Origin of the sequence: Kribbella sp. CCNWLW201 (assembly GCF_037203805.1) — a bacterium.
In the GTDB taxonomy this organism is placed as follows: Bacteria; Actinomycetota; Actinomycetes; order Propionibacteriales; family Kribbellaceae; genus Kribbella.
Genome location: NZ_JBBCBQ010000006.1, coordinates 266,164 through 286,635, shown reverse-complemented (window position 1 = coordinate 286,635; position 20,472 = coordinate 266,164). Strand labels below are relative to the sequence as shown.

General features: G+C 67.4%; 25 protein-coding genes. 10 read left to right on the top strand and 15 right to left on the bottom strand.

The features are described 5' to 3' along the window. Nucleotides 1–55 precede the first annotated feature (55 nt). The 5 genes from V9K99_RS25440 to V9K99_RS25420 all read right to left on the bottom strand — a co-directional run bounded on the left by V9K99_RS25440 (nucleotide 56) and on the right by V9K99_RS25420 (nucleotide 4,081). On the bottom strand, nucleotides 56–463 hold the full coding sequence (locus V9K99_RS25440) for a VOC family protein (RefSeq protein WP_337004552.1): 408 nt from the start codon (nucleotides 461–463) through the stop codon (nucleotides 56–58). Nucleotides 464–473: 10 nt separating this feature from the next. Continuing rightward, nucleotides 474–899 (bottom strand): helix-turn-helix transcriptional regulator, encoded by a 426-nt coding sequence (locus V9K99_RS25435; RefSeq protein ID WP_337004550.1) that lies wholly within the window; start codon nucleotides 897–899, stop codon nucleotides 474–476. Nucleotides 900–1,091: 192 nt separating this feature from the next. Then, nucleotides 1,092–1,424, bottom strand: coding sequence for a cupin domain-containing protein (locus tag V9K99_RS25430; protein WP_337004548.1), 333 nt, complete (start codon nucleotides 1,422–1,424; stop codon nucleotides 1,092–1,094). Between the two features lie 51 nt (nucleotides 1,425–1,475). Next, complete coding sequence (locus V9K99_RS25425) at nucleotides 1,476–3,047, bottom strand: hypothetical protein (protein ID WP_337004546.1); 1,572 nt, start codon at nucleotides 3,045–3,047, stop codon at nucleotides 1,476–1,478. Nucleotides 3,048–3,118: 71 nt separating this feature from the next. Then, nucleotides 3,119–4,081 (bottom strand): saccharopine dehydrogenase NADP-binding domain-containing protein, encoded by a 963-nt coding sequence (locus V9K99_RS25420; RefSeq protein WP_337004544.1) that lies wholly within the window; start codon nucleotides 4,079–4,081, stop codon nucleotides 3,119–3,121. A 94-nt stretch (nucleotides 4,082–4,175) separates the two neighbouring features. Between V9K99_RS25420 and V9K99_RS25415 the strand changes: the two genes are divergently transcribed. Continuing rightward, nucleotides 4,176–5,120 (top strand): helix-turn-helix domain-containing protein, encoded by a 945-nt coding sequence (locus V9K99_RS25415; protein WP_337004542.1) that lies wholly within the window; start codon nucleotides 4,176–4,178, stop codon nucleotides 5,118–5,120. Here the strand turns inward: V9K99_RS25415 and V9K99_RS25410 are convergent. Continuing rightward, nucleotides 5,084–6,118: a DUF4037 domain-containing protein gene (locus V9K99_RS25410; protein ID WP_337004540.1), complete on the bottom strand. Its 1,035-nt coding sequence runs from the start codon at nucleotides 6,116–6,118 to the stop codon at nucleotides 5,084–5,086. The genes V9K99_RS25415 and V9K99_RS25410 overlap by 37 nt on opposite strands. A 66-nt stretch (nucleotides 6,119–6,184) precedes the next feature. On the opposite strand from V9K99_RS25410, the gene V9K99_RS25405 reads away from it, so the two are divergent. From V9K99_RS25405 to V9K99_RS25395, 3 genes are all read left to right on the top strand, one after another. Continuing rightward, entirely contained in the window at nucleotides 6,185–6,604 is a 420-nt protein-coding gene (locus V9K99_RS25405; protein ID WP_337004538.1) for a hypothetical protein, read from the top strand. Nucleotides 6,605–6,704: 100 nt separating this feature from the next. Continuing rightward, nucleotides 6,705–7,124, top strand: coding sequence for a VOC family protein (locus V9K99_RS25400; protein ID WP_337004536.1), 420 nt, complete (start codon nucleotides 6,705–6,707; stop codon nucleotides 7,122–7,124). A 69-nt stretch (nucleotides 7,125–7,193) separates the two neighbouring features. Continuing rightward, entirely contained in the window at nucleotides 7,194–7,616 is a 423-nt protein-coding gene (locus V9K99_RS25395; RefSeq protein WP_337004534.1) for a RidA family protein, read from the top strand. Between the two features lie 74 nt (nucleotides 7,617–7,690). Here V9K99_RS25395 and V9K99_RS25390 read toward each other — a convergent pair whose 3' ends face one another. Genes V9K99_RS25390 through V9K99_RS25380 form a run of 3 tightly spaced genes read right to left on the bottom strand, consistent with a single transcriptional unit; the run spans nucleotide 7,691 to nucleotide 10,024 of the window. Then, nucleotides 7,691–8,446 (bottom strand): phosphotransferase, encoded by a 756-nt coding sequence (locus V9K99_RS25390; protein ID WP_337004532.1) that lies wholly within the window; start codon nucleotides 8,444–8,446, stop codon nucleotides 7,691–7,693. 10 nt (nucleotides 8,447–8,456) lie between these two features. Then, the gene (locus V9K99_RS25385) at nucleotides 8,457–9,236 is read right to left on the bottom strand and encodes an MBL fold metallo-hydrolase (RefSeq protein WP_337004530.1); all 780 of its coding nucleotides are present in this window, start codon (nucleotides 9,234–9,236) and stop codon (nucleotides 8,457–8,459) included. After that, the gene (locus V9K99_RS25380; RefSeq protein ID WP_337004529.1) at nucleotides 9,233–10,024 is read right to left on the bottom strand and encodes an alpha/beta hydrolase; all 792 of its coding nucleotides are present in this window, start codon (nucleotides 10,022–10,024) and stop codon (nucleotides 9,233–9,235) included. Before V9K99_RS25380 ends, V9K99_RS25385 begins: the two co-directional genes overlap by 4 nt. A gap of 127 nt (nucleotides 10,025–10,151) precedes the next feature. On the opposite strand from V9K99_RS25380, the gene V9K99_RS25375 reads away from it, so the two are divergent. Next, nucleotides 10,152–11,102, top strand: coding sequence for a helix-turn-helix domain-containing protein (locus tag V9K99_RS25375; RefSeq protein WP_337004528.1), 951 nt, complete (start codon nucleotides 10,152–10,154; stop codon nucleotides 11,100–11,102). Here V9K99_RS25375 and V9K99_RS25370 read toward each other — a convergent pair. After that, nucleotides 11,086–11,883: a MerR family transcriptional regulator gene (locus V9K99_RS25370; protein ID WP_337004526.1), complete on the bottom strand. Its 798-nt coding sequence runs from the start codon at nucleotides 11,881–11,883 to the stop codon at nucleotides 11,086–11,088. The genes V9K99_RS25375 and V9K99_RS25370 overlap by 17 nt on opposite strands. Nucleotides 11,884–11,962: 79 nt before the next feature. On the opposite strand from V9K99_RS25370, the gene V9K99_RS25365 reads away from it, so the two are divergent. From V9K99_RS25365 to V9K99_RS25355, 3 genes are all read left to right on the top strand, one after another. Next, nucleotides 11,963–12,265, top strand: a complete 303-nt coding sequence (locus tag V9K99_RS25365; RefSeq protein WP_337004524.1) for a nuclear transport factor 2 family protein — start codon at nucleotides 11,963–11,965, stop codon at nucleotides 12,263–12,265. Between the two features lie 30 nt (nucleotides 12,266–12,295). After that, a complete protein-coding gene (locus V9K99_RS25360) occupies nucleotides 12,296–13,168 on the top strand; it encodes an AraC family transcriptional regulator (RefSeq protein WP_337004522.1) in 873 nt (290 codons plus the stop codon). Between the two features lie 111 nt (nucleotides 13,169–13,279). After that, nucleotides 13,280–14,044, top strand: a complete 765-nt coding sequence (locus V9K99_RS25355; RefSeq protein ID WP_337004520.1) for an SDR family NAD(P)-dependent oxidoreductase — start codon at nucleotides 13,280–13,282, stop codon at nucleotides 14,042–14,044. Here the strand turns inward: V9K99_RS25355 and V9K99_RS25350 are convergent. The 4 genes from V9K99_RS25350 to V9K99_RS25335 form a co-directional block, all read right to left on the bottom strand. Further along, nucleotides 14,001–14,318 (bottom strand): hypothetical protein, encoded by a 318-nt coding sequence (locus tag V9K99_RS25350; RefSeq protein ID WP_337336409.1) that lies wholly within the window; start codon nucleotides 14,316–14,318, stop codon nucleotides 14,001–14,003. The genes V9K99_RS25355 and V9K99_RS25350 overlap by 44 nt on opposite strands. A gap of 223 nt (nucleotides 14,319–14,541) precedes the next feature. Then, nucleotides 14,542–15,201, bottom strand: coding sequence for a VOC family protein (locus tag V9K99_RS25345; protein ID WP_337004516.1), 660 nt, complete (start codon nucleotides 15,199–15,201; stop codon nucleotides 14,542–14,544). A 32-nt stretch (nucleotides 15,202–15,233) separates the two neighbouring features. Continuing rightward, complete coding sequence (locus tag V9K99_RS25340; protein WP_337004514.1) at nucleotides 15,234–15,893, bottom strand: dihydrofolate reductase family protein; 660 nt, start codon at nucleotides 15,891–15,893, stop codon at nucleotides 15,234–15,236. 70 nt (nucleotides 15,894–15,963) lie between these two features. Further along, nucleotides 15,964–16,737 carry a DinB family protein gene (locus tag V9K99_RS25335; protein WP_337004512.1) on the bottom strand — a complete coding sequence of 258 codons (774 nt, stop codon included), beginning with the start codon at nucleotides 16,735–16,737 and terminating at the stop codon, nucleotides 15,964–15,966. Nucleotides 16,738–16,808: 71 nt separating this feature from the next. Between V9K99_RS25335 and pyrH the strand changes: the two genes are divergently transcribed. Beyond that, nucleotides 16,809–17,516 carry a UMP kinase gene (gene pyrH / locus V9K99_RS25330; RefSeq protein ID WP_337004510.1) on the top strand — a complete coding sequence of 236 codons (708 nt, stop codon included), beginning with the start codon at nucleotides 16,809–16,811 and terminating at the stop codon, nucleotides 17,514–17,516. On the opposite strand, the gene V9K99_RS25325 is transcribed toward pyrH, so the two are convergent. Continuing rightward, complete coding sequence (locus V9K99_RS25325) at nucleotides 17,509–18,288, bottom strand: phosphotransferase family protein (protein WP_337004508.1); 780 nt, start codon at nucleotides 18,286–18,288, stop codon at nucleotides 17,509–17,511. The two genes, pyrH and V9K99_RS25325, sit on opposite strands and share 8 nt — an antisense overlap. Before the next feature lie 175 nt (nucleotides 18,289–18,463). Between V9K99_RS25325 and V9K99_RS25320 the strand changes: the two genes are divergently transcribed. Next, the gene (locus V9K99_RS25320; protein ID WP_337004506.1) at nucleotides 18,464–20,464 is read left to right on the top strand and encodes a translation factor GTPase family protein; all 2,001 of its coding nucleotides are present in this window, start codon (nucleotides 18,464–18,466) and stop codon (nucleotides 20,462–20,464) included. Nucleotides 20,465–20,472 lie beyond the last annotated feature (8 nt).

Here is a 20,472-nt window from a genome sequence, read left to right as displayed (position 1 = left end):
AGCGGATCAGGGCTGAGGCGCCGTACCAGCGCCTCAGCTCGGGAAAACCGTGCTGTCAGCCGGCCTGTGCGATTCGGATCATGTTGCCCGCGGGGTCACGGAACGCACAGTCACGGACACCGTACGGCTGGTCGGTCGGCTCTTGGACCACCTCGGCGTTGGTCGCCTCGATCTTCGCGAACGTGGCGTCGAGGTCGGGGGTGCCGAGGTTGATGCTGGCATAGGTGCCCTTGGCCATCATCTCGACGACCGCGCGGAGCTCGTCCTCGGTGAGACCCGGGGTGGCGTCCGGCGGATAGAGCACGATCGACACGGCCTGGCCGACCGGGCCGACGGTGATCCAGCGCTTCCCCTCGTACCCGACGTCCATCCGGACCTCGAAGCCGAGGACGTCGCGGTAGAAGGCGATGGCGGCGTCAGGATCGTTGTGCGGTAGGTAGGTCTGCTGAATTTTGATGTCCATGACGCTCACGCTAGTTCGCGCTCGCGGCCGGCGCTTCTCGATTCCTGATCGGTCTGGTGACCTGTTTGGCCAGGCACGCCGGGATCCCCGCCGTCGAGCGCGCCTCCTCCTGCTCGCGGTACACACTCGGCGGTACGCCGACCAGCTCGGTGAACCGGGTGCTGAACGTCCCCAGCGACGAGCAGCCGACCGCGAAACAGATCTCGGTCACGCTCAGTTCGCCGATCCGCAGCAACGCCATCGCGCGCTCGATCCGCCGCGTCATCAGATAGCTGTACGGCGCCTCGCCGTACGCGAGCTTGAACTGCCGGCTGAGGTGCCCGGCCGACATGTTCACCCCACGAGCCAGCGCCTCGACGTCGAGCGGCTGCGCGTACTCCCGATCGATCCGGTCCTTCACACGCCGCAACAACGCAAGATCCCGCAAATCCTTCACCCCAGCCACCCCAAGATCATGCCACGCTGTCCCCCTCGAGCCCACCCATCACACACCGTGACGACACCTGACCGGCCACGCACGATCCCCCCGCGGCTCCTCGTGCCGACCTGGAGTTGTTCGCGTCCTCAGTCGTCGAGACGGTCGGCGTACAGCCCAGGCAGCCGAACTCCAGGACACCTAAGTTGCCGATCAGAGCATGCGCGAATGGTGGCGGGCCCAGACCAGTGGGCGGTCTTCCTCGGGGACCTCGTGCAGCTCGCGGACCAGGGCGTCGATATTGGGAGTCATCGTCACCAGCACCGACGTCGGCAGCTCGCCAACCGTTGCGAACGTGTGTGGAGTTCCAGCAGGTACGACGACGAAGTCCCCGACTCCAAGACGCCGTACCTCCGGGCCAAGCGTGACGTCGAGTTCGCCAGTCAGTACGACGAACCCCTCGTCGCCGCGATCATGAACATGCAACGGAGCCTGAGGATGCGGATGAGGTGTCAGATCCCACCGCCGCATGACAAAGTCAGCCACCCACCCGAGGCTACAACCAGGTAGGCCGACGATACGGAACCAAGCGCGGAGCTACTTCGCGCCCCAGTTGAGGTAGGCGACGTTGGCTAGGAGCCAGCCGAAGCCGATGGCTTGTTGGCCGTCTCGTTCGGGGGTGGGCTGGTAGCGGTTGTAGAGCGCCAGGCAGTGCTGGTGTACGGCGGGATCCCACGGGGCGGCCTGCATCCATCGGGGTGCCTGGTGCGCGACCGACGCGGCGCCGATCGCCGTACCCGCGACTGTCGTGTGGATTGCCGGCAATCCACCGGCGTCGGTGGTTGCGACGTTCTGCGTGTAGGTCCTGGCGATCCGGGCCATGTCCACGCCGGTGAATCCGAGCCGCGCCCGGAACGCCCGGACCGCGAACTCGACGTCGATCGCACCGTGGCTGATGTCCTCGAACTGCTTGGCCGGCCCACCGGCCGGAGTGAAGATCGAAACGTCCGTCTCCGACGAACCGGTCTTCGCGAAGCCCTCGTAAACCCGCCCACCCATCGGCCAGTAGCGCCACTGATACGCGTCACCCGCATCCACCGCCAACTGCCCGGCGAACATCTTCGCGAGAGCAGCAACTTTCCGCCGATACCCGCGATCGCCAGTCGCCAACGCGAGTTCGACCAGGGTCTGACCGAGTCCGAGTGGTTGGTTGATCGGCTGCTCGCACCCGTCGTACGCGAGCGGCTGTTCCTTCGGCCAGATCAGATACCCCCCGCCCGCCGGCGTCTCGCGATACTCCCAGTCATGTACGGCGACCGCCTCGCGGCACGCTGTCAGGTATTCGGCCGCCTTCGCCCGATACCGCCGCTGGAGAACCGGCGAACCACACACGAGCCGGACGAAGCTCGCGATCGGATACGTGATCATTCCCGTGTGTACGGCGAAGATCACCGGCTTGGTCACCATCGGGAACTCACCCGCCACCGGGACCAGCGCTGCACCATCCGAGACATCGCGGGCAGTCAACTGCAACGGTCCCGGCGCGGCCGTGTAGATCCGGCTCACTGCATAGTTCGGGCTGGCCGGGTCCATCGTCAGATCGGTGAGTGTCACGGTCCGATTGACCTGGGTGTTCACCAACCGCACCGTGAACGCGTCCGACGTGGATCCGGCCGTGACAGTCACCGTCGTGTCCTCGGCGTACGGCAACGCCTGCCGCAGCTCGAGCACCGCGCGACCGTTGCTATCGGCAAGTGTCGTGTACCCGGTGGTGTACGGGTGATCGGCACGCCACGCCGGCAGCGACAGCCCGCGATAGTCGGTGACGCCACGCACGCTGTCGCGGACCGCGAGGACCTGGTCGACGTTGTCGATCAGGCGGTCCAGGTAGTACGTGTCGCGGTATGTCTCGTACATCCGGACCAGCCCGAGCAGCACGTACGACTGACTCCAGGCGAGCATGCCGGAACGGCCGTCGGCGTTGGTGTTGTCGTTCGGCTGGTCCGGCTGACCCGGCCCGCCCTGCTGGAACAGCCGGTCCCAGTCGTCGAACGTCGTACGGGCCGTGTAGTCGATCTCCGCGGCGAACGCGGGAGCGGCGGTCAGTGCTGATCCGGCGATCGCGGCCGCGCCGGTCACACGGAGAAAGTCGCGACGGTTGAGATTCATGAGGGGCGGCCTCCAGCTGGACGTGGGCGGAACGTGCTGCAGGGGGCTCACATCTTCCCTCAGGTACGGCGTCATGGCAGCTCGATTGTCACCTCCGGCGCCAGCGACCGCAGGAAATCGGCGGCGTCGAACATCGCGCCCGCCGACGCAACCCCCGTCGTCCGGGTCTGTCCGTTGAGCAATCGCCGTACCGCTTCGACCGCCAAGGGAGCTGTCACCGCGTAGATGTCGCGACCGCGTGCGACGGCCCGCCGTTCGACACCGTGGGCGCGGACCATGACGTCGACGACGAACGTCTGGTCGCAATCCCCCTGCGCATCGGGCGCCGGCGTGTCCGGGTTCGCCAGGTCGGTCGCGGCCTCGATGCTCATGTAGGTGCGCACGTCGGGTACGTCGATGTGGCTGGGAACCGTGACGATGTCGGCCATGGAGAACTCGGCGATCACCTCACGCGGGCCCTCCGGAAACGTCCACTTCTGCTGCGACGGCTGGTCGCCGTGGTACTCCAGCGCGCCGTTCCTGAAGCGGACCCGCTGCCCCGCGCGCCGGTCGTGCGACACCTGGCCGGCCAGCCGAGTGCCCGGCGTGGGGTGCCAACTGTTCAAGCCATACGCGACGTGCACCTCGTCGGCGGTGGTCCACTCCCCCAGCGCCGCGGTCACGAGCAGGTCGCCCAGTCCGCCGTAGAACGCCATCGCCGGCACCACCGGCGACTTCGCCTCGGGGTAGTCGGCGAACGTCGACGCGTTCGCTTCGATTTCCGCAGCGACGTCGACGTACGGAATTCCGGCGCGCAGGGCGGCCTCGATCACCGGGCCGGCCGTGGTCGCGAAGGGTCCGGCAGCGTTGATGACCGCGTCCGCGCCGTCGAGGGCGCGATCCAGGGAGTCGGGGTCGTCCACGGTCGCCTGACGTCCGCCGAGTCCGTCGACCCGGCGTCCGGCGGGGATCGGGGTGAAGCCGTGCTTGGCGAGCTCGGCGACGACGAAGCGGCCGGTGTGCCCGGTCGCTCCATAGACCACAACTGCAGACATTTCGTGTTCCTCCACTCGTTGGTGCAACGAGTCTCGCCGTACGAGGGACGGGAGCGTGAGAGTCCGGAACGACACCATGCGTACACTTTCGGACATGCACACTGTGGCACTGGCGACCGCCGGTCAGCTCCTTCATTTCGAGCTCGGCGTGGCCTACGAGATCTTCCGCAATCCGCCGCGCGAGGCCTCGACCTGGTACGACGTACTGCTCTGCGGACCCGGACCGGTCCAGGTCGGGCCGTTCGCGGTCGAACCCGACGATGGACTGGAGCGTCTGGTCAGCGCCGACACCGTGATCGTGCCGGCGTGCGCCGATTTCGACGAACCGCCGCCACCCGAGCTCCTCGACGCCCTACGAGCGGCCCATGAGGCAGGCGCGCGCGTGGCTTCGCTCTGCACGGGAGCGTTCGTACTCGGCGCCGCGGGCCTGCTCGACGGTCGGCGCGCGACCACGCACTGGGCGCACACGGCGGAGTTGAGTGCGCGGTATCCGCTGGCTGAGGTCGATCCGGATGTGCTCTACACGGACAACGGCAGCGTGCTCACCTCCGCCGGCAAGGCGGCCGCGGTGGATCTCAGCCTCCACCTGATCCACCTCGATCACGGTGCCTCGATCGCCAACAGTGCTGCCAGGCGTCTCGTCGTACCGCCGCATCGGTCTGGCGGCCAGGCGCAGTTCGTGGCGACGCCGCTGGAGGTGAACGGCGACCACCGGCTTGCTCATCTGCTCTCGTGGGTGCTCGAGCGGATGGATCAGCCGTTGACGGTGACCGACATGGCCCGGCGGGCGAATACGAGTCCTCGACACCTTGGCCGGCAGTTCCGGTCGGTGACTGGGCAGTCGCCGCTGCAGTGGTTGCTGGTGCAGCGGGTTCGCCGCGCTCAGGAGCTGTTGGAGACGACCGATCAGAGCGTCGAGTCGATCGCTGTCGCGACGGGCATGGGTACGGCGACCACACTGCGCCGTCAGTTCAAGCGGGTCGTCGCAGTCCCGCCCGACAGCTACCGCCGGGCCTTCCGCGACACGTCGGTTGGCTGAGTGATGGTGGCTCGGCGGGCTGCGGGGTCTACGAGTACGGCGACGTTGTCTGTGCGTTGCTCGATGGTGCCGCGGCCTCTGGGGAGTGCAGGTGCGTCGGCCAGGAGTGCGGTGATGATCGCGTCGTTCGCGTTCAGGTAGGGACGATCCCAGAAGTCCACCGTCGCTGGGTGCGCTGCCGGGAGTCCGACCGCACGCTGCCGATTCAGCAGGTGCTCCAGCGCCCTCGCCAGCTGTTGCTGCCGGTAGCGCCAATGGTCGGCCTTCAAAGTCTTCCGCAGCGCGTCGCCCACCTCGCGCGCGCAGGGCAGTTGCGCGAACAGCGTCCCGCGCCATTTCGGGTACGGCGGCCAACGCCGCTCGATCATGAACGCGAGGTGCACCGCGACGTCGACCAACCGCGCCGCGATCACCCGCGAACCGAGGTCGTCGCCGAGATCACCCGCCCGGCTCATCAACGGCATCTCCTCCCCCAGCCGGATCCAGTCGCAGGCCAGGACATACCGCCAGACATCGTCCGGGTACCACTGCAGCCGATCGCGAACCGCGGAGATGTCCCCGGCCTGGTCCACGAACACCGGCCCGCCGACGACCTCGAGCACCGCCTGACCGGTCATTGTCAACCAGTCGATTGTCGACAATCCATCCCGCGGATCGAACCCGAGCCGCCCGGCGACGAATCCTCGGACCGAGGCGACCTCGACGTGATGCGTGCTCTCGGTCTGACCGGTGAACGGGAAGCGTGTCGGCAGACCGGCGTACGTGTCGGGCAACTCCGCGGCAAGGTACGTATCCACCTCGTCGCGACTGGTCTCGTCGACGAGCAGCGTCAGCCGCAGACCCCAGTCGTGGTCCCGCGAGGTCGCATCGTCGAGCCCGAGTACGTCGGACCCACTGCCGAGCCGGCCGGCCGCGTGCGGGAGCCCCGGCCACTTTGCCGCGAGCAACGGTCCGACCACGTCGTCGTAGTACGCGCGAGCCAACCCCCGACCATCCACACCCCGATACTGCCGGACCCACCCACATCGCACGACCGCATTTCGCCCGCTGCTACGGTGACGCGCATGTCGAGCCGTCCTGCCAAGCGAGCCCCACAGTCCGACTGGACGCTCGGTGACACGGCAGTTGTTGTCGCGATCCTGCTCGCGTTCGCCGCGCCGGGCCTGCTCGGCTTCTCGCGCGGAGGTGAGCGCAACCCGCTCCTGCAGATCGGGCCCGCCAGCGTCACAGCCGCCATCGCGATGGCGGCCTCGGTCGCCATCTTCCGGCTGATGGAGCCGCACCGAGCCGGCCTCCGCCTCACCCGCGACGGCACGCTCGGCCGCAGGCTGTACTTCTTCGTCGCCTACCTCTGGATCCTCTGCCCGACCCTCTCGATCGTCCGCCTCTTCGAAGAGCCGTCCGCGCTCATCGTGGTCGCGGTTCTCGGGCAGTTGGCAGCCATCGCCGCGATGTTCCACCACGCCCGGCGATCTGCCGCCTAGCATTCGGCTCGGCGGCGAGCGACGGAATCTCGGGTGGGTCGGGGATTTTTGTCGGCGTCGTGTGATGGGCTGGTGGTCTCCGATCGATGAGGAGAGGATCGTGCCGGGCTATCCGCAGAAGATGCACACCGCGCTGGATACGACGGACGCGCGGGGATTGGCTGAGTTCTATCGGGAGATGTTCGGGTGGCGGTACCGGCCCGGCGATGAGCCGCCGGCCGACGGGTCCGTCGACGAGGCCGGCTGGCTGGTGCTGGTCGACGCTGACGGGAATCGCCAGTTGGCGTTCCAACAGGTCGACGTCCTACCGCGATCGACGTGGCCGTCCCACGACGTACCGATGCAGTTGCACATCGACTACGCCGTACCGTCCATCGAAGAACTACACCGCCACAAGCAACGCGCAGAAGCCCTAGGCGCCGAACTGCTCCTAGACCGCACCACCGACCCCGACGAGCCCCTCTACGTCCTAGCCGACCCGTCCGGCCACCCCTTCTGCCTCCTCGTCGGCTCCCCATAGCCTCCGACCACTTCCAGATACTGCGCGACGCGCCCCCGAGCCGTCTCGTGTCTTGGCTAGGCTCACTGGATGGTCAGACACTTTAATCCTGAGGGTGTTTGGGGGCCTGGCGGGCGGGCGTTCAACCAAGGGGTGATCCAGCCGGAGGGTCGCGTTGTGCACGTGACCGGTCAGGTGGCGTGGGACTCGGACAGTGTGGTGGTCGGAGTTGGCGACGCCGCAGCCCAACTTCGCAAGAGCTTCGAGAACGTGCGGGCGATTCTCGCGGAGGTCGGCGGCGACCTGTCCGACATCGTGAGCATGACGATCTACTTCCTCGACCGCGCCGACCTTCCCGCCATCCAGCAGGTCCGCGCCGAGTACTTTCCCGCCGCCACTGCCCCGGCCAGCATCCTCATCCAGGTTCCCGGCCTAGTGATCCCCGAACTCCTCGTCGAGGTAGTCCCCATCGCCGTAGTCCCACCAGACCGCTTCCACGAACCTGTCGCATGAGACTGCCTCAGCGACACGCACGGGTTCTACCGGGCCTGCGGGTTCGACCCGGGCGAGAAGACGGCGTACGTCAATCAAGCTAGGGGCAACGAGTCGAGGGCGCCTTGCAGGTCTAGGTGGCGGCCGGCCGTCAGCATCCGTTGGTACGTCGGGTCGCCGGACCCCGCGGCCTGGGTCATCAGCTGTAGCTGCAGTGTCAGGCGCTGAGCGATGAGGTCGAGGATGTCCGACGTGGTGCGTTGCCAGCCGTACTCGCCGAGGAAGAGTTCGAGCCGAGGCAGTCGCGACGCGAGATCGGTGAACCCTTCGGCGGCCACCACGTGCGGCGCGTGGAGCGGAGTCCACGAGAACGCGACCCAGGCGACGTCCAGCTCAATCCGCACGGGCCCCGCCATGTCCCAGTCCACGAAGCCGACCAGCCCGCCGGTGTTCCAGACAGCGTTGTACGGCGCTGCGTCGTTGTGCGCGATGATCATGCCCGGTTGCCAGCTCTCCCCCTCGCGCCACGGAGCGTCCGCCGGCGGGACGAAGTCGGCGACCGCCATGTGGTAGCGACGCAGCCACCGCGCCACATCCACCAGAGCCGACTCGCTGTGCGTCCACGCGGGCCACGGCCGGGCGTTCCCGACAGTCAGCCCAGGCAGGAAGCTGACCATCTCCCGCCCGTCGGCATCCACACCCAACGGCCGGGGCGCCCCGTCGAACCCAACCGCTTCCAGATGAGCCAGCAGCGCATGGACCGACGAGGTCCACGCACCAGCAGTACGACGTACGACGCCACCCACCAACGACGCCCCGCCGTCGAACCCACCCTCCAGCCGATCACCCATGCACGGCAGCCTAAACCGACACCACTCCCGGTACGCCGAGCTCCAGCCACCGCGCATCCAGACCGCCCGCAGCAAACGCCCCCGCAACACCGGACCGCCCCTGCGAGAAGTGACTCCACCCCTCGTAATGCACCGGGATCACCGTCTGCGGTCGCAACAGCGAGCACAGCTCAACCCCATCCCGCCCAGTCATCGAGTAGCGCAGCGGCCCGGTCACACCGAACCGCACTGCGCCAAGATGCAGCAGCACCGTCCCCACATCGAATCGACCACCGACCTGCCGCATCCCGTCGTACAGAACGCTGTCCCCCGACACCCACAACGCCCCATGCTCCTGCTCCGGCCACTCCACCGCGAACCCGATCACGTCACCCGTGATCCGACGACTCAGCGGCGGCCCGTGCCGGCAAGGTGTCGCCGTGATCGACAACGGCGGTCGCCCCGGCCGGCTCAACGTATGAACAGACCAGGGCGCCAATCCGACGGCCCCACCACCGAGCCGCGCAGCACCAGCGACCGTCGTCACCACAGCACCCGCCCGCGGCAACAGCGAACGCCCCAGGTCGTCGAGGTTGTCGGCATGCTGATCGTGCGTCAGCAGTACGGCGTCGATCGCCGGCAACTCGTCGACACCGATCGCCGGCCCGACCAGCTTGACCGAGGACGAACCCCAACCGAAGGTGTACCGGCGACCGGGCGGGTCGAAGGTCGGATCGGTGAGCAGCCGCCACCCGTCGACCTCGATCAGCGTCGTCGGCCCGCCGATGTGGGTGATCCGGGCGACGCTCACGAGTGCGCCAGCGCCCAGTCCAGCACCTCGTCGGCGATCCGCTCCCACCCTTCCTGTGCGGGCAGCAGGTGCGCGTAGCCGTCGTACTCACGGATCTCGGTGACCGTGTTGGACTTGTAATGCTTGGCGTTCGAGCGCTGCACTTCCGGCGGCATGATGTGGTCCTCGGAGCCGGACACGAACAGCAGCGGTGCGCGCGAGTCGTTGTGGTAGTCGACCCAGGTGTCCTGGTGACCGGGCTGGAAGTTCGCCAGCACGCTGCCCCACAGGATGCCGCCGTTCGCCGGGATCGCGTACCGCTCGTACAGTGCGCGAGCCTCGTCCTCGGCGAACGTGTTCGTGAAGGCGTAGTTCCACTGCTCGAAGGTCAGCGGGATCGCCTTGTGCCGGTTCGCTGGGCTCTTCAGCACCGGGAACGTCGACTTGACCTGAGATACCGGTACGACGCGCACACCCTCGGTCGGGGCGGAGTTCATCGCCACTCCGGCCGCGCCGAAACCGTGGTCGAGCAGGATCTGGGTGAACGCCCCGCCGGCCGAGTGCCCGATGATGATCGGCGGCGCGTCGAGCTCACGGATGACCGACTCCAGATGGTCGATGATGGCCGGCACTGTCACCTTCAGCACCGGTGTCGGGTCGGCGTTGAGCGACTCCACCTCGACCTCGAACCCGGGATAGGCGGGCGCGAGCACCCTGAAGCCGCGCGCCTCGTAGTGGGTGATCCAGTGCTCCCAGCTCCGCGGAGTCACCCAGAAACCGTGAACCAGCACGATGGTGTCAGCAGCCATGATCGCGAGTCCTTCCGTCCGGCAGGTTTGCCGGAAACGTAGCTCTAGGTACGGCGGGATTCGTAGGATGTGCGTGCACGGATCTGGTCCCTGAGTGCACAGATCCGTGGGGGCGAGGGGGTTGGGGATGGCCGTGCTGCTCGATACCGCCGTACTGCCGAAACAGGACCGGGCGGAGGCGTTCTACGCCGCGATGATGTCGGCGAGTGTGCCGTCGCGGGTCGAGCACGAGGATCCGACCGGTGACGTGCACGCGCGGATGGATTTCTGGCAGCTCGGTACGCCGGACCTGTTCCGCAACGAGGGTTCGGGGATCCGTCTGGTCCGTACGCCGAAGCACGTGCGGATCGGCGGTCCGGAGCGGCTTGCACTCGCCGTGCAGGTGGTTGGGTCCGGGGTGTTCAGCCAGGGCGGCGCGGATCAGCGGGTCCGCACCGGCGAGATGATGCTGGTCGATCTGACCGCGCCGTACGACTTCACGTGGAGTGGTCGCGGCGCGTCACAGGCGTTCCAGATCGACTACGACGACCTCGGGCTGAGTGTGGAGACGATCCGGGCTGCCGCGCGGCGGCTGCCCAGCAGCCCGCTGTACGAGCTCATGCTGCACCACCTCACCGTCCTGCCCGGCATCATCGACTCACTCCAAGGCACCGAGTCGGCGGACATGGTCGGTACGGCGACCACGCAGCTCGTCCGTGCACTGCTCACCTCTGCCGCGAACGACGAGGTGCAGCAGCCTCCCGCGAACGTTCTGTTCACCCGCATCACCTGGTACGCACGCCGTCACCTCGCCGATCCGGATCTCACCCCGGCCCGGATCGCGGCCGAGCACAACATCTCCGTTCGCTACCTCTACAAGCTCTTCGCCGAGCAGCACCTGAGCCTCGAGCAGTGGCTGATCGCCGAACGCCTCAAAGGCGCCGCCCGCCAGCTCGCCGACCCCGCGAACCGCCACCGTCCCATCGCCTCGATCGCCGCCGACTGGGGCTTCCTCGACCCCGGCCACTTCACCCGCCGCTTCCGCAAAGCCCACGGCATGACACCGCACGAATGGCGACGGACTACCCACCAACCCTGAACACCGGCCAGCCGATCTCGGTGCGCCACGTGGACGGATCGGGGTTGTCTCGCGGACCGACGACGTACGTCTCCTGGACCGGACCGTCGACGGCGAGCGCGTGTTCGACGACCCATGCACCGAGCCGGCCGTAGGTGACGTCGATGTCGTCGTGGGTGCCGTGGTGGACGGTCGCCGCGAGCTCGATGGCGGGCAGTTCGACCGGTCGCACCCGTCCGAACGACGGTGGTTCGGCGGCCGGGCGGTACACGAGGACCGTGCCGCGGCCGGCTGTGAAGAGCTCGTTGTCGTAGCGCCCGCCCGGTGGACCTTCGTCGACGACCGCGTCGAGTTCGGCCATCGCGTCGTCGTACCACTCGAGAACGTTGCTGACGTCAACCACATCGGTGATCGCGGCAACGAGCCGGGCCGGCTCGGAGCGCACCGACACCTGCAAGTCACCGGCGTCGGGGCGGAGCAGCCGCTGCAGCGAGCTGACTGCCGCACGGGTCCGGTCCAGAGACGCCTGGAGCCGGTCGAGGTGCCCGGCGATCAGGTCCGCCCGGATCCCCGGATCATCGGTCGCAAGGATCTTGCCGACCTCGGCCAGCGGTACGTCGAGCTCGCGCAGCCGGTGGATCACCTGGGCGGCCGGGATCTGCTCGGTGGTGTAGTACCGGTATCCGCTGACTGGATCGACCGCGGCCGGCTCGAGCAGCCCGCTCTCGTGATAACGACGAAGGGTGCGCACGCTCAGATGGGTGAGCTGCGCGAACTCGCCGATCGTCAGCCCGCCCTGCATCCCGCCACTGTGCACCCTCTCCCCGGGAGAGAGTCAACTTCTTGACCCTCTCCCGGGGAGAGACCCGACCGTGGAACTCATGTTGCCGACAACGATCACCAAGTACCTGGCCGACCCGTCCTTGGATCTGTACGCCGACGATGCAGTCGTCACCGACGACGGCAAGACGTATCGCGGCCGCGACGAGATCGGGGACTGGCTGAGACGAGCCGCAAGTGAGTACACCTACACAACCGAACTCATCGACAGCCGGCAGATCGACGCAAACACCTACGTCGCCGTGAATCACCTCGAGGGGGACTTCCCCGGCGGCACCGTCGACCTCCAGTTCACCTTCACCCTCGAGGACGACCTCATCACCCGCCTCGTCATCGCACCCTGAGGTAGACGGTGTGCGTAGCCTGAACCTGTCATGGAGACGGCGATAGCGGACTTGCGCTCGTTGATCGCGGCCGCGGCTGACCGCGAGCCGGCGATCGACGGGCTGCTGCTGTCGGTCGTCCCAGCTCCGACTCCCCCGATGGCCTCGCTGGCGACGCCCGTGTTCGCGCTCATCGCGCAGGGCCGGAAGCGGCTCGCCGTCGGTGACCAGGTCTTCGAGTACGGCGCCGGCGACTACCTCGTCGTGTCGGTCGATCTGCCGGTGACCGGCCACTACACCGAGGCGCCGTTCCTGGGCGTCGGACTGACCTTGCGGCCCGACGTCATCGCCTCGCTACTCCTGGAGCACCAACCGGTCGGCGCGGCGGCCGGCTTCTCCGTCAGCAGGGCGCCGGCCGAGTTGATCGACGCGGTGGTCAGGCTGCTCCGACTCGCCGACGATCCCGAGGATGCCCGGGTCCTGGCGCGGCTGGTCGAGCGGGAGATCCTGTGGCGACTGCTGCGTGGTCCGAACGGTGCCGCCGTCCGGCAGATCGGTCTGGCCGACAGCAGTCTGTCGCACATCGGCCGGGCGATCCGGTGGATCCGCGACCACTACACCGAACCGTTCCGGATCGAGGAACTCGCGTCGATGGTCGGGATGAGCGCGTCGGCGTTCCATCGGCACTTCCGGACGGTGACGGCGATGACCCCGATCCAGTTTCAGAAGAAGATCCGGCTGCAGGAGGCACGGCTGCGGCTGGTGGGTCTCGGTGAGGACGTCACGAGCGCCGGGTACGCCGTGGGCTACGACAGTCCGTCTCAGTTCAGCCGCGAGTACCGGCGCGAGTTCGGTACGCCGCCCAGCCGTGACGCCGCTCAGCTCCGCGCGGAACCGTCGTACCAGGTGCCGGCCTTTCCCTGAATCCAGCAGGATCGTGCAAGTCATCGCGAGCAATGGTCTACGGGAATGCCTTGTCTGCAGCGTCTACTGGTCGTGTACCCAGTCACGACTAAGTAGGAGATTGACACGATCATGCAGGTAGCTGTGGTCACCGGCGGGAGCTCCGGTATCGGGCAAAGCACGGCCTTCGAGCTGGCGAAGCGCGGTGTCGGGGTGATCCTGACCTACAACGGCAACGCGGTCGGCGGTCTGGAGACCGCCAAACGCATCGAGAAGGACGGCGGTACGGCGGTCGCACTGCCGCTGGACGTGAGTCGCAGCGACACGTTCGGCGACTTCAGGTCTGCCGTCGCGCACAGCCTGGTCGAGCGGTGGAACCGGACCTCCTTCGATTTCCTCGTCAACAACGCCGGGGTCGGGCAGCACCCGGTGCCGTTCGAGGACACGACCGAGGAACTGTTCGACCAGATGTTGCGGATTCACCTCAAAGGTCCGTACTTCCTCACCCAGACCCTCCTCCCGCTCCTTGAGGACGGCGGCGCGATCGTGAACACCAGTAGCAGCTCGGCCCTCGACAACACGCGGCCCGAGCCGGGCTACTCGGTCTACGCCAGCATGAAGGGCGCCCAACTGGTGCTCACTCGCTACCTGGCCAAGGAGTTCAGCGCTCGCGGTATCCGGGTGAACGCGGTCGCGCCCGGCGTGACCCGGACCCGCCTCGGCGACGACGCGTTCGCCAAGTACCCCGAGCTGATTCCTCCCCTCGCCGCCCGCACGGCCCTCGGCCGGATCGGTGAACCCGACGACGTCGGCAAGGTGATCGCGTTCCTCCTCTCCCCCGACGCCGCCTGGATCACCGCCCAAACCCTCGAAGCCTCCGGCGGCTACGACCTCTGACCCCACACATCACCCCACGCGGCGGAGCGGGCCGACCGGTAGTCCGCCGACGACTTGCTGACTGGGAGTCGACGGCGGGCAGGGCGGTGCGGATCGCGTGATAGGTGGCCGGCATGCGGAAGACGGCGTACGCGAGGCAGTCGAGGTCGTCGGCCATGCCGAGGGTGGTGTCGTCGAGCTGCTCGGCGCGGTAGCGGGCTGACATGGCGGCGACGCGAGCGCCCAGGGCGTCGTACTTCACGCCGTTCAAGGCATGCGTGATGGCAGCGTCCATAGAGGACATGCGGGAACTCCGGTTCGGTCGGTACGGGAGTGCGCGTGGGCGCACAGGACCCGCGGCCTACGCCGCGACGTACCAACCGGTCCGGAGCATCACTCAGAAGCGACAGCGAACAAGGAGGGGTCGGCACGGAACCGGATAACCATGCAAACCATGACCCAGCTCCTCGAGACAGCTATGACTGTAACCAACAGGCGTATGCCTGGTCCCCTGGTTTTCAGCGGTCGAGGCAGGTGCAGATGCAGACCTTGTTGCCTTCCGGGTCAGCCAGGACGGTGAAGGCCGGCGCTTCCTTGTCGTAGGTGATCACGCCACCGGCCGCGATCCCGGCCGCGATGCGCTCCTGAGCCACGTCGTGCGGAACCCAAAGATCGACATGGAACCGCTGCCGTGGAGTCTCGTGCGCGTCAGTCCCCTGGAACCACAGATTCGGCACGCGTCCGGTCGGATCGACGACATCGTTTCCCTCGAACGGCGCACCCGTGAGTACGGCGGCCCAGAACGGACCGACCGCCGCGAGGTCCGCGGAGTCCAGCGCGAGCTCGAGCTGGCGCACCGCCGTAGGGTCCGCAGCGATCCCCATCGACTGCGCGATCGAGCTGATCCGCCGCGCCAGATCGATATCGCGCTGAGTCACCCACGAGAGCACGTGCTCCTCGCCCTCGTCATCGCGATAGACGGCGTCCTGGCTGATCAGCTTCACGTCGACGAAGGTGTCGGTCAGCCTGACCTCCGCGCAGCCCTCGCTGACGGCCTCGACAAAGCGAAGGCCGTCGGCGAAGGACCCAGTCAGGAAGCGCGCATGCAAGGCCTGCGCCAGCTTGCGCCAGTCGTCCAGCCCTGCGTCCAGGATCGCCTGCGTCGTCAGCATGTCCATTCCCCGAGGCTAGGACACGCCACCGACAAACGTCAGATGAGAACTTCCTTGCCGTCCTCGACCACGATGTCGCCGGTGCTGAGAGTGCCGAAGTTGTCCTGCCGCAGCGTCAGCGACACCGCTCCGGCGCCGCCCTTCAGCACCTCGGCCGAGGTGATCTTGTATGTCGACGGTACGGCGCCGTCCTCGAACAACCGCTTCCCCGTTCCAACAACTACCGGGAACTGGATCAGCCGGTAGGTGTCCACCAGGCCGGCGTCGTGCAGGGTCCGAGCAAGCTGCCAGCTCCCGTGGACCTGCAGCTCACGCCCGGGCTGTTCCTTCAACCGCCGTACCTGGTCCACGATGTCGCCACCTCGCAGGACGGTCGTGTCGCCCCAGGCCGCGTCCTCGTCGGACAGCGTGTTGCTGACGACGTACTTCTTCCAGGTGTTCAGCGCGGTCGACACGATGTTGTCCGGCTCGACCGTCACCTGCGACCAGAAGGTCCGCATCATCTCGAAGGTCGACCGCCCGAGCAGGAACGCGTCCGCCTCCCGGAACCACCCGTCGACCGGGTCCAGCTGCCCGTCGCCCGCGTGCGGCACCAGCCAGCCGCCGTGCTCGAAACCGTTGGCTCGGTCCTCGTCCGGTCCGCCCGGGCCCTGCACAACGCCGTCCAGGCTGACGAAGATGTTGACGCTGAGCTCCATGAATGTCTCCCATGGTTCGTAGGGGTGTTCTCACCTACGCGTCGAACCGTCTGGACCGGACTCGACACTTTCAGTCTCGAGATTCCAGTACGGCGAGATCTCGCTCGGCGTACTGGCGGTGTTCCCACTCCTCGCTCAGGATGCAGCCGAGGCAGTCGCCGACCTGGTAACTCTCCGACGCCGGATACCCGGGTTCTGGCACCGGCACGGTCATCTCGGCAAGCCGCTCGTCCGTGAGCTCGGCGATCACCGCCCGTACCGTCGCCATCCGGTCGGCCCGAAGGACGAGCACCTCGTCGAGTGACGGCTGTACGGCGCGATCACGCGGAACGGGCGGGGTGTCGTGCATCTCGTCGTGCGGGAGGTCCAGTGGGTGCCACGGAGCCGGGTCGCCGAGGACCGTACGCCGTACCCAGGCATCAGTGGCGAACACCAGGTGCCGCAGCGTCTGGATGAACGACCATTCCCCGGCCACGGATTCGTGCAGCAGCTCCGGCGGCAGCTTCCGGGCCCGGTCGACCGTCTCGCCCCAGAGCCGCTCGAGCAGCTCCCACGCCTCCCGGTACCCGTCGGCGTCGGTCGGCCGCATCTTCTCCCGGCCGGGCTGGCGACGGTTGAGCTCGGCCTCGATCAGCGGTACGACATCGACGCCCCACACCTTCAGATTGCGGATCTCACCGTCGATCGAGACATCGGTCACCAGCGAGCGACGGATGGTCGCGCCGTGCAGACTGACCATGTCGAAGCTCGCCTCGGCCAGGTCGACGTCGTGGAACACCGCACCCCGCAGCGACAACTCCTCGAAACGAGCCCCGGCCAGATCCTGCTGCTTGAACTCGGTCATCTGGCCAGCGTGCCGCACCCGACCCGCCGACGGCCAGAATGTACGGCAGGGGGATTCGACGAAGGAGCACGATGTACCGCAGGCTCGTCCTCAAGTTGTCCGGTCAGGCGATTGCCGGCTCGAACGAGTTCGGTTTCAGCAGCGACCGCCTCACCCACCTCGCCAACGAGGTGATCGCCCTGCGCGCGACCGGCGTCCAGGTCGCCGTCGTCGTGGGCGGCGGCAACGTCTTCCGCGGCAACCGCGCCGACGACTGGGGTATCGACCGGGTCGAGGCCGACAACATCGGCATGCTCGGCACGGTGATCAACGCCGTCCTGCTCCGCGGCCGCCTCTCGGCTCTGGGCGCGGACGACGTACGCCTGATGACAGCGATCCCGATCAACAACCTGGCCGAGCCGTACATCCGGCTGCGCGCCCTGCGCCACCTGGAGAAGGGCTCGATCGTCCTGCTCGGCTGCGGCAACGGTCAGCCGTTCACCACCACCGACTACCCCGCCGTCCAGCGCGCGATCGAACTGAACGCCGACGCCCTCCTGGTCGCCAAGAACGGCACCGACGGCGTGTACGACGCCGACTCGAACAAGTCCCCCACCGCCACCCGCTTCGACCACCTCACCTACCAGGAAGTCATCGACCGCGGCCTCGGCGTGATGGACCAGGCCGCCTTCATCCTCGCCCGCGACCACCACCTCCCCCTCCACGTCTTCGACATAGACCGCCCCACCACAGCCACCACCATCGCCCAAGGCAACCACGTCGGCACCTTGATCATCTGAGCTCTTTCGCGATGGTTTGTACGTGGGCGGCGAACCAGTCGCCGCCGGCCTCGTGTTCGGCGTGTAGGGCCATCAGGGACCACAAGACTCGGTACATCGAGAGGGTTTGGGCGAGGTTCGTTGTGGTGAGGTTGTAGCCGGTCAGGAACGCTCTGGTTGCTGCGTCGCCCGACATCGAGAAGCGGGCAATGTCGAAGAGTGGGTCGCCGTACATGGTGTCGCCCCAGTCGATGACGCCGGTGAGGTTGTTGCCGACGGCATATAGATGGCGAGGGTGCAGATCTCCGTGCAGCAGAACCGGCTGGACGTCAGCCACGGTGTCTACGAAGGGCGGTACTACCGCGTGGAGACGCCGTACCAGATCGGCAGGGATGATGTCGGCGAGGATGTCGAGGCGGTCGATCAGGCCTAGGAGCCGGTCGGCCCAGTTGCCGTCGTTGCCGCGGATCTCGTGCAGGCGGCGGAGTCCGCGGCCGAGCTCGGTGAGGACCGCATCGGCGCTGGACGGGCTGCCGGGGACCTCGGCACAGATCAGATACGTCGGGTGGACGGCCAGGATCTGTGGAGCCGGGACGCCGACAGCTCGCGCCACCGAGCACGCACGGGCCTCCGCTTCAACGGTGTCACCTGACTTCAAGTAGACCGTCGAGCCGGCGACGGTCCGCAGGCGGAAGGTCTGGTTGCCGGCGAATCCCTGGACGGACTCGACGTGGGCGATCGGGCCGACGACCGCGGCAGCGAGCGCGCGGGCGTCGAGTGGGGGCGGCGTCACCACGCCAGGGTAGCGACCATGAAGCCGTCGGCTAAAAGGTTTTGCGGGCCGGAACCGGGGCTGGTGTACTCGTCTCGGTAACAGCAGGTGTCGAGTCAAAGGAGCGCAGCGATGCGACCTCGCTTCATGTCTATCGCGGAACGTACTCACACCTGTTCAAGGGACATGAAGCTTTGTGAAATTACTGAACTTGGGGATCCTGGCGCATGTCGACGCCGGTAAGACGAGCCTGACCGAGCGGCTGCTCTACGCCGCCGGGGTCATCGACGAGATCGGCAGCGTCGACGACGGCAGCACCCAGACCGATTCCCTCGCGCTGGAACGCCAGCGCGGTATCACCATCAAGTCGGCGGTCGTGTCGTTCACGATCGGCGACATCACGGTGAACCTGATCGACACCCCCGGTCACCCGGACTTCATCGCCGAGGTCGAGCGGGCGCTCGGCGTGCTCGACGGCGCCGTACTCGTCATCTCGGCGGTCGAAGGCGTCCAGGCGCAGACCCGCGTGCTGATGCGGACGCTTCAGCGGCTCCGCATTCCGACGCTGATCTTCGTCAACAAGGCCGACCGGGCCGGGGCGCAGTACGACTCGGTGCTGAAGTCGATCGCAGACAAGCTCTCTGCCGCGATCGTGCCGATGGGATCGGCCGGCGGTCTCGGTACCCGCGGCGCGACCTTCACGCCGTACGGGCCGACTGATCCGTACGGCGACCTGCTCGAGGTGCTCGCCGAACACGATGACCAACTGCTGGCGACCTTCGTGGAGAACGAGAAGGCACTCACGTACGACGGTCTGCGGCGACGGCTCGCCGTACAGACGAAGCAGGCGCTCGTGCACCCGGTGTACTTCGGCTCGGCGATAACCGGCGCCGGCACGGACGCCCTGACCGAGGGTATCCGCGAGCTCCTCCCCGTCGCGTCCTCCGACGTCGGCGGCCCGGTGGACGGCTCGGTCTTCAAGGTGGATCGCGGTCCGGCCGGGGAGAAGATCGCGTACGTGCGGATGTTCTCCGGTACGGCGCACGTCCGCGACCGACTGTGCTTCGGCAGCGGCGGCGAGGCGAAGCTGACCGCACTGGAGGTCTTCGGAGCGCAGGCGACCGAGGTACGAGCCGGTCAGATCGGCAAGCTGTGGGGCCTGGCCGAAGTACAGGTCGGCGACCGGGTCGGTTCCGGCGATTTCCGGAAGATAAGTGCCACCAGGTGGCACCCAGATTCCGAAAAGCAAGGATTCTTCGCGCCGCCGACGCTGGAGACGGTGATCGCGCCGGTTCGGCCGTCCGACAAGGGGAACCTGCAGGTCGCGCTCAGCCAGCTGGCCGAGCAGGACCCGCTGATCAACCTGCGCCAGGACGATCTCCGGCAGGAGACCTACGTGTCGCTGTACGGCGAGGTGCAGAAGGAGGTCATCCAGACGACGCTGGCGACCGAGTTCGGGATCGACGTCGACTTCCGGCAGACCACCACGATCTGCATCGAGCGGATCCACGGGGTCGGGCAGGCGGTCGAGTTCAAGAAGAAGGACGAGAACCCGTTCCTGGCCACGATCGGGCTGCGGGTCGAGGCGGCGCCAGTGAACGCCGGGGTGACGTTCGAGCTCGAGGTCGAGCTCGGGTCGATGCCGTACGCGTTCATCAAGGCGGTCGAGGAGACCGTCCGCGAGACACTCGGGCAAGGCATCCACGGCTGGCAGATCCCGGACGCGCGAGTGGTGATGACCCACTCGGGCTACTCGGCGCGGCAGAGTCACGCCCACGCGGTCTTCGACAAGAGCATGTCGAGCACGGCCGGCGACTTCCGCCTCCTCACGCCGCTCGTCCTGATGACGGCACTCCAGCAGGCCGGTACGACGGTCCATGAGCCGATGCACCGGTTCCAGTTGGAGATTCCGACTGACACGACACGCGCCGTACTGGCCGCTCTGTCTCGCCTCCGGGCGATCCCGCAGGTGCCGGCCCTGGCGGCCGAGACCTCAACCCTGGAAGGAGAAATCCCGGCGGCCGCCGTGTATCAGCTCGAACAGCAACTCCCCGCCCTCACCCGCGGCGAGGGCGTGCTGGAGTCGGCGTTCGAGCGCTACCAGCCGGTGACCGGGCCGATCCCGGAACGCCCGCGCACCGACCACGACCCGCTCAACCGACGCGAGTACCTTCTCCACGTCCAGCGTCGGGTCTGATCGCGCCG

Excerpts from the sequence above, each read along its gene's own strand:
- V9K99_RS25440 (WP_337004552.1), bottom strand. The coding sequence starts at position 463 with ATGGACATCAAAATTCAGCAGACCTACCTACCGCACAACGATCCTGAC.
- V9K99_RS25425 (WP_337004546.1), bottom strand. The coding sequence starts at position 3,047 with ATGAATCTCAACCGTCGCGACTTTCTCCGTGTGACCGGCGCGGCCGCG.
- V9K99_RS25420 (WP_337004544.1), bottom strand. The coding sequence starts at position 4,081 with ATGTCTGCAGTTGTGGTCTATGGAGCGACCGGGCACACCGGCCGCTTC.
- V9K99_RS25415 (WP_337004542.1), top strand. The coding sequence starts at position 4,176 with ATGCACACTGTGGCACTGGCGACCGCCGGTCAGCTCCTTCATTTCGAG.
- V9K99_RS25405 (WP_337004538.1), top strand. The coding sequence starts at position 6,185 with ATGTCGAGCCGTCCTGCCAAGCGAGCCCCACAGTCCGACTGGACGCTC.
- V9K99_RS25395 (WP_337004534.1), top strand. The coding sequence starts at position 7,194 with ATGGTCAGACACTTTAATCCTGAGGGTGTTTGGGGGCCTGGCGGGCGG.
- V9K99_RS25390 (WP_337004532.1), bottom strand. The coding sequence starts at position 8,446 with ATGGGTGATCGGCTGGAGGGTGGGTTCGACGGCGGGGCGTCGTTGGTG.
- V9K99_RS25380 (WP_337004529.1), bottom strand. The coding sequence starts at position 10,024 with ATGGCTGCTGACACCATCGTGCTGGTTCACGGTTTCTGGGTGACTCCG.
- V9K99_RS25375 (WP_337004528.1), top strand. The coding sequence starts at position 10,152 with ATGGCCGTGCTGCTCGATACCGCCGTACTGCCGAAACAGGACCGGGCG.
- V9K99_RS25370 (WP_337004526.1), bottom strand. The coding sequence starts at position 11,883 with ATGCAGGGCGGGCTGACGATCGGCGAGTTCGCGCAGCTCACCCATCTG.
- V9K99_RS25365 (WP_337004524.1), top strand. The coding sequence starts at position 11,963 with ATGTTGCCGACAACGATCACCAAGTACCTGGCCGACCCGTCCTTGGAT.
- V9K99_RS25360 (WP_337004522.1), top strand. The coding sequence starts at position 12,296 with ATGGAGACGGCGATAGCGGACTTGCGCTCGTTGATCGCGGCCGCGGCT.
- V9K99_RS25355 (WP_337004520.1), top strand. The coding sequence starts at position 13,280 with ATGCAGGTAGCTGTGGTCACCGGCGGGAGCTCCGGTATCGGGCAAAGC.
- V9K99_RS25350 (WP_337336409.1), bottom strand. The coding sequence starts at position 14,318 with ATGGACGCTGCCATCACGCATGCCTTGAACGGCGTGAAGTACGACGCC.
- V9K99_RS25345 (WP_337004516.1), bottom strand. The coding sequence starts at position 15,201 with ATGGACATGCTGACGACGCAGGCGATCCTGGACGCAGGGCTGGACGAC.
- V9K99_RS25340 (WP_337004514.1), bottom strand. The coding sequence starts at position 15,893 with ATGGAGCTCAGCGTCAACATCTTCGTCAGCCTGGACGGCGTTGTGCAG.
- V9K99_RS25335 (WP_337004512.1), bottom strand. The coding sequence starts at position 16,737 with ATGACCGAGTTCAAGCAGCAGGATCTGGCCGGGGCTCGTTTCGAGGAG.
- pyrH (WP_337004510.1), top strand. The coding sequence starts at position 16,809 with ATGTACCGCAGGCTCGTCCTCAAGTTGTCCGGTCAGGCGATTGCCGGC.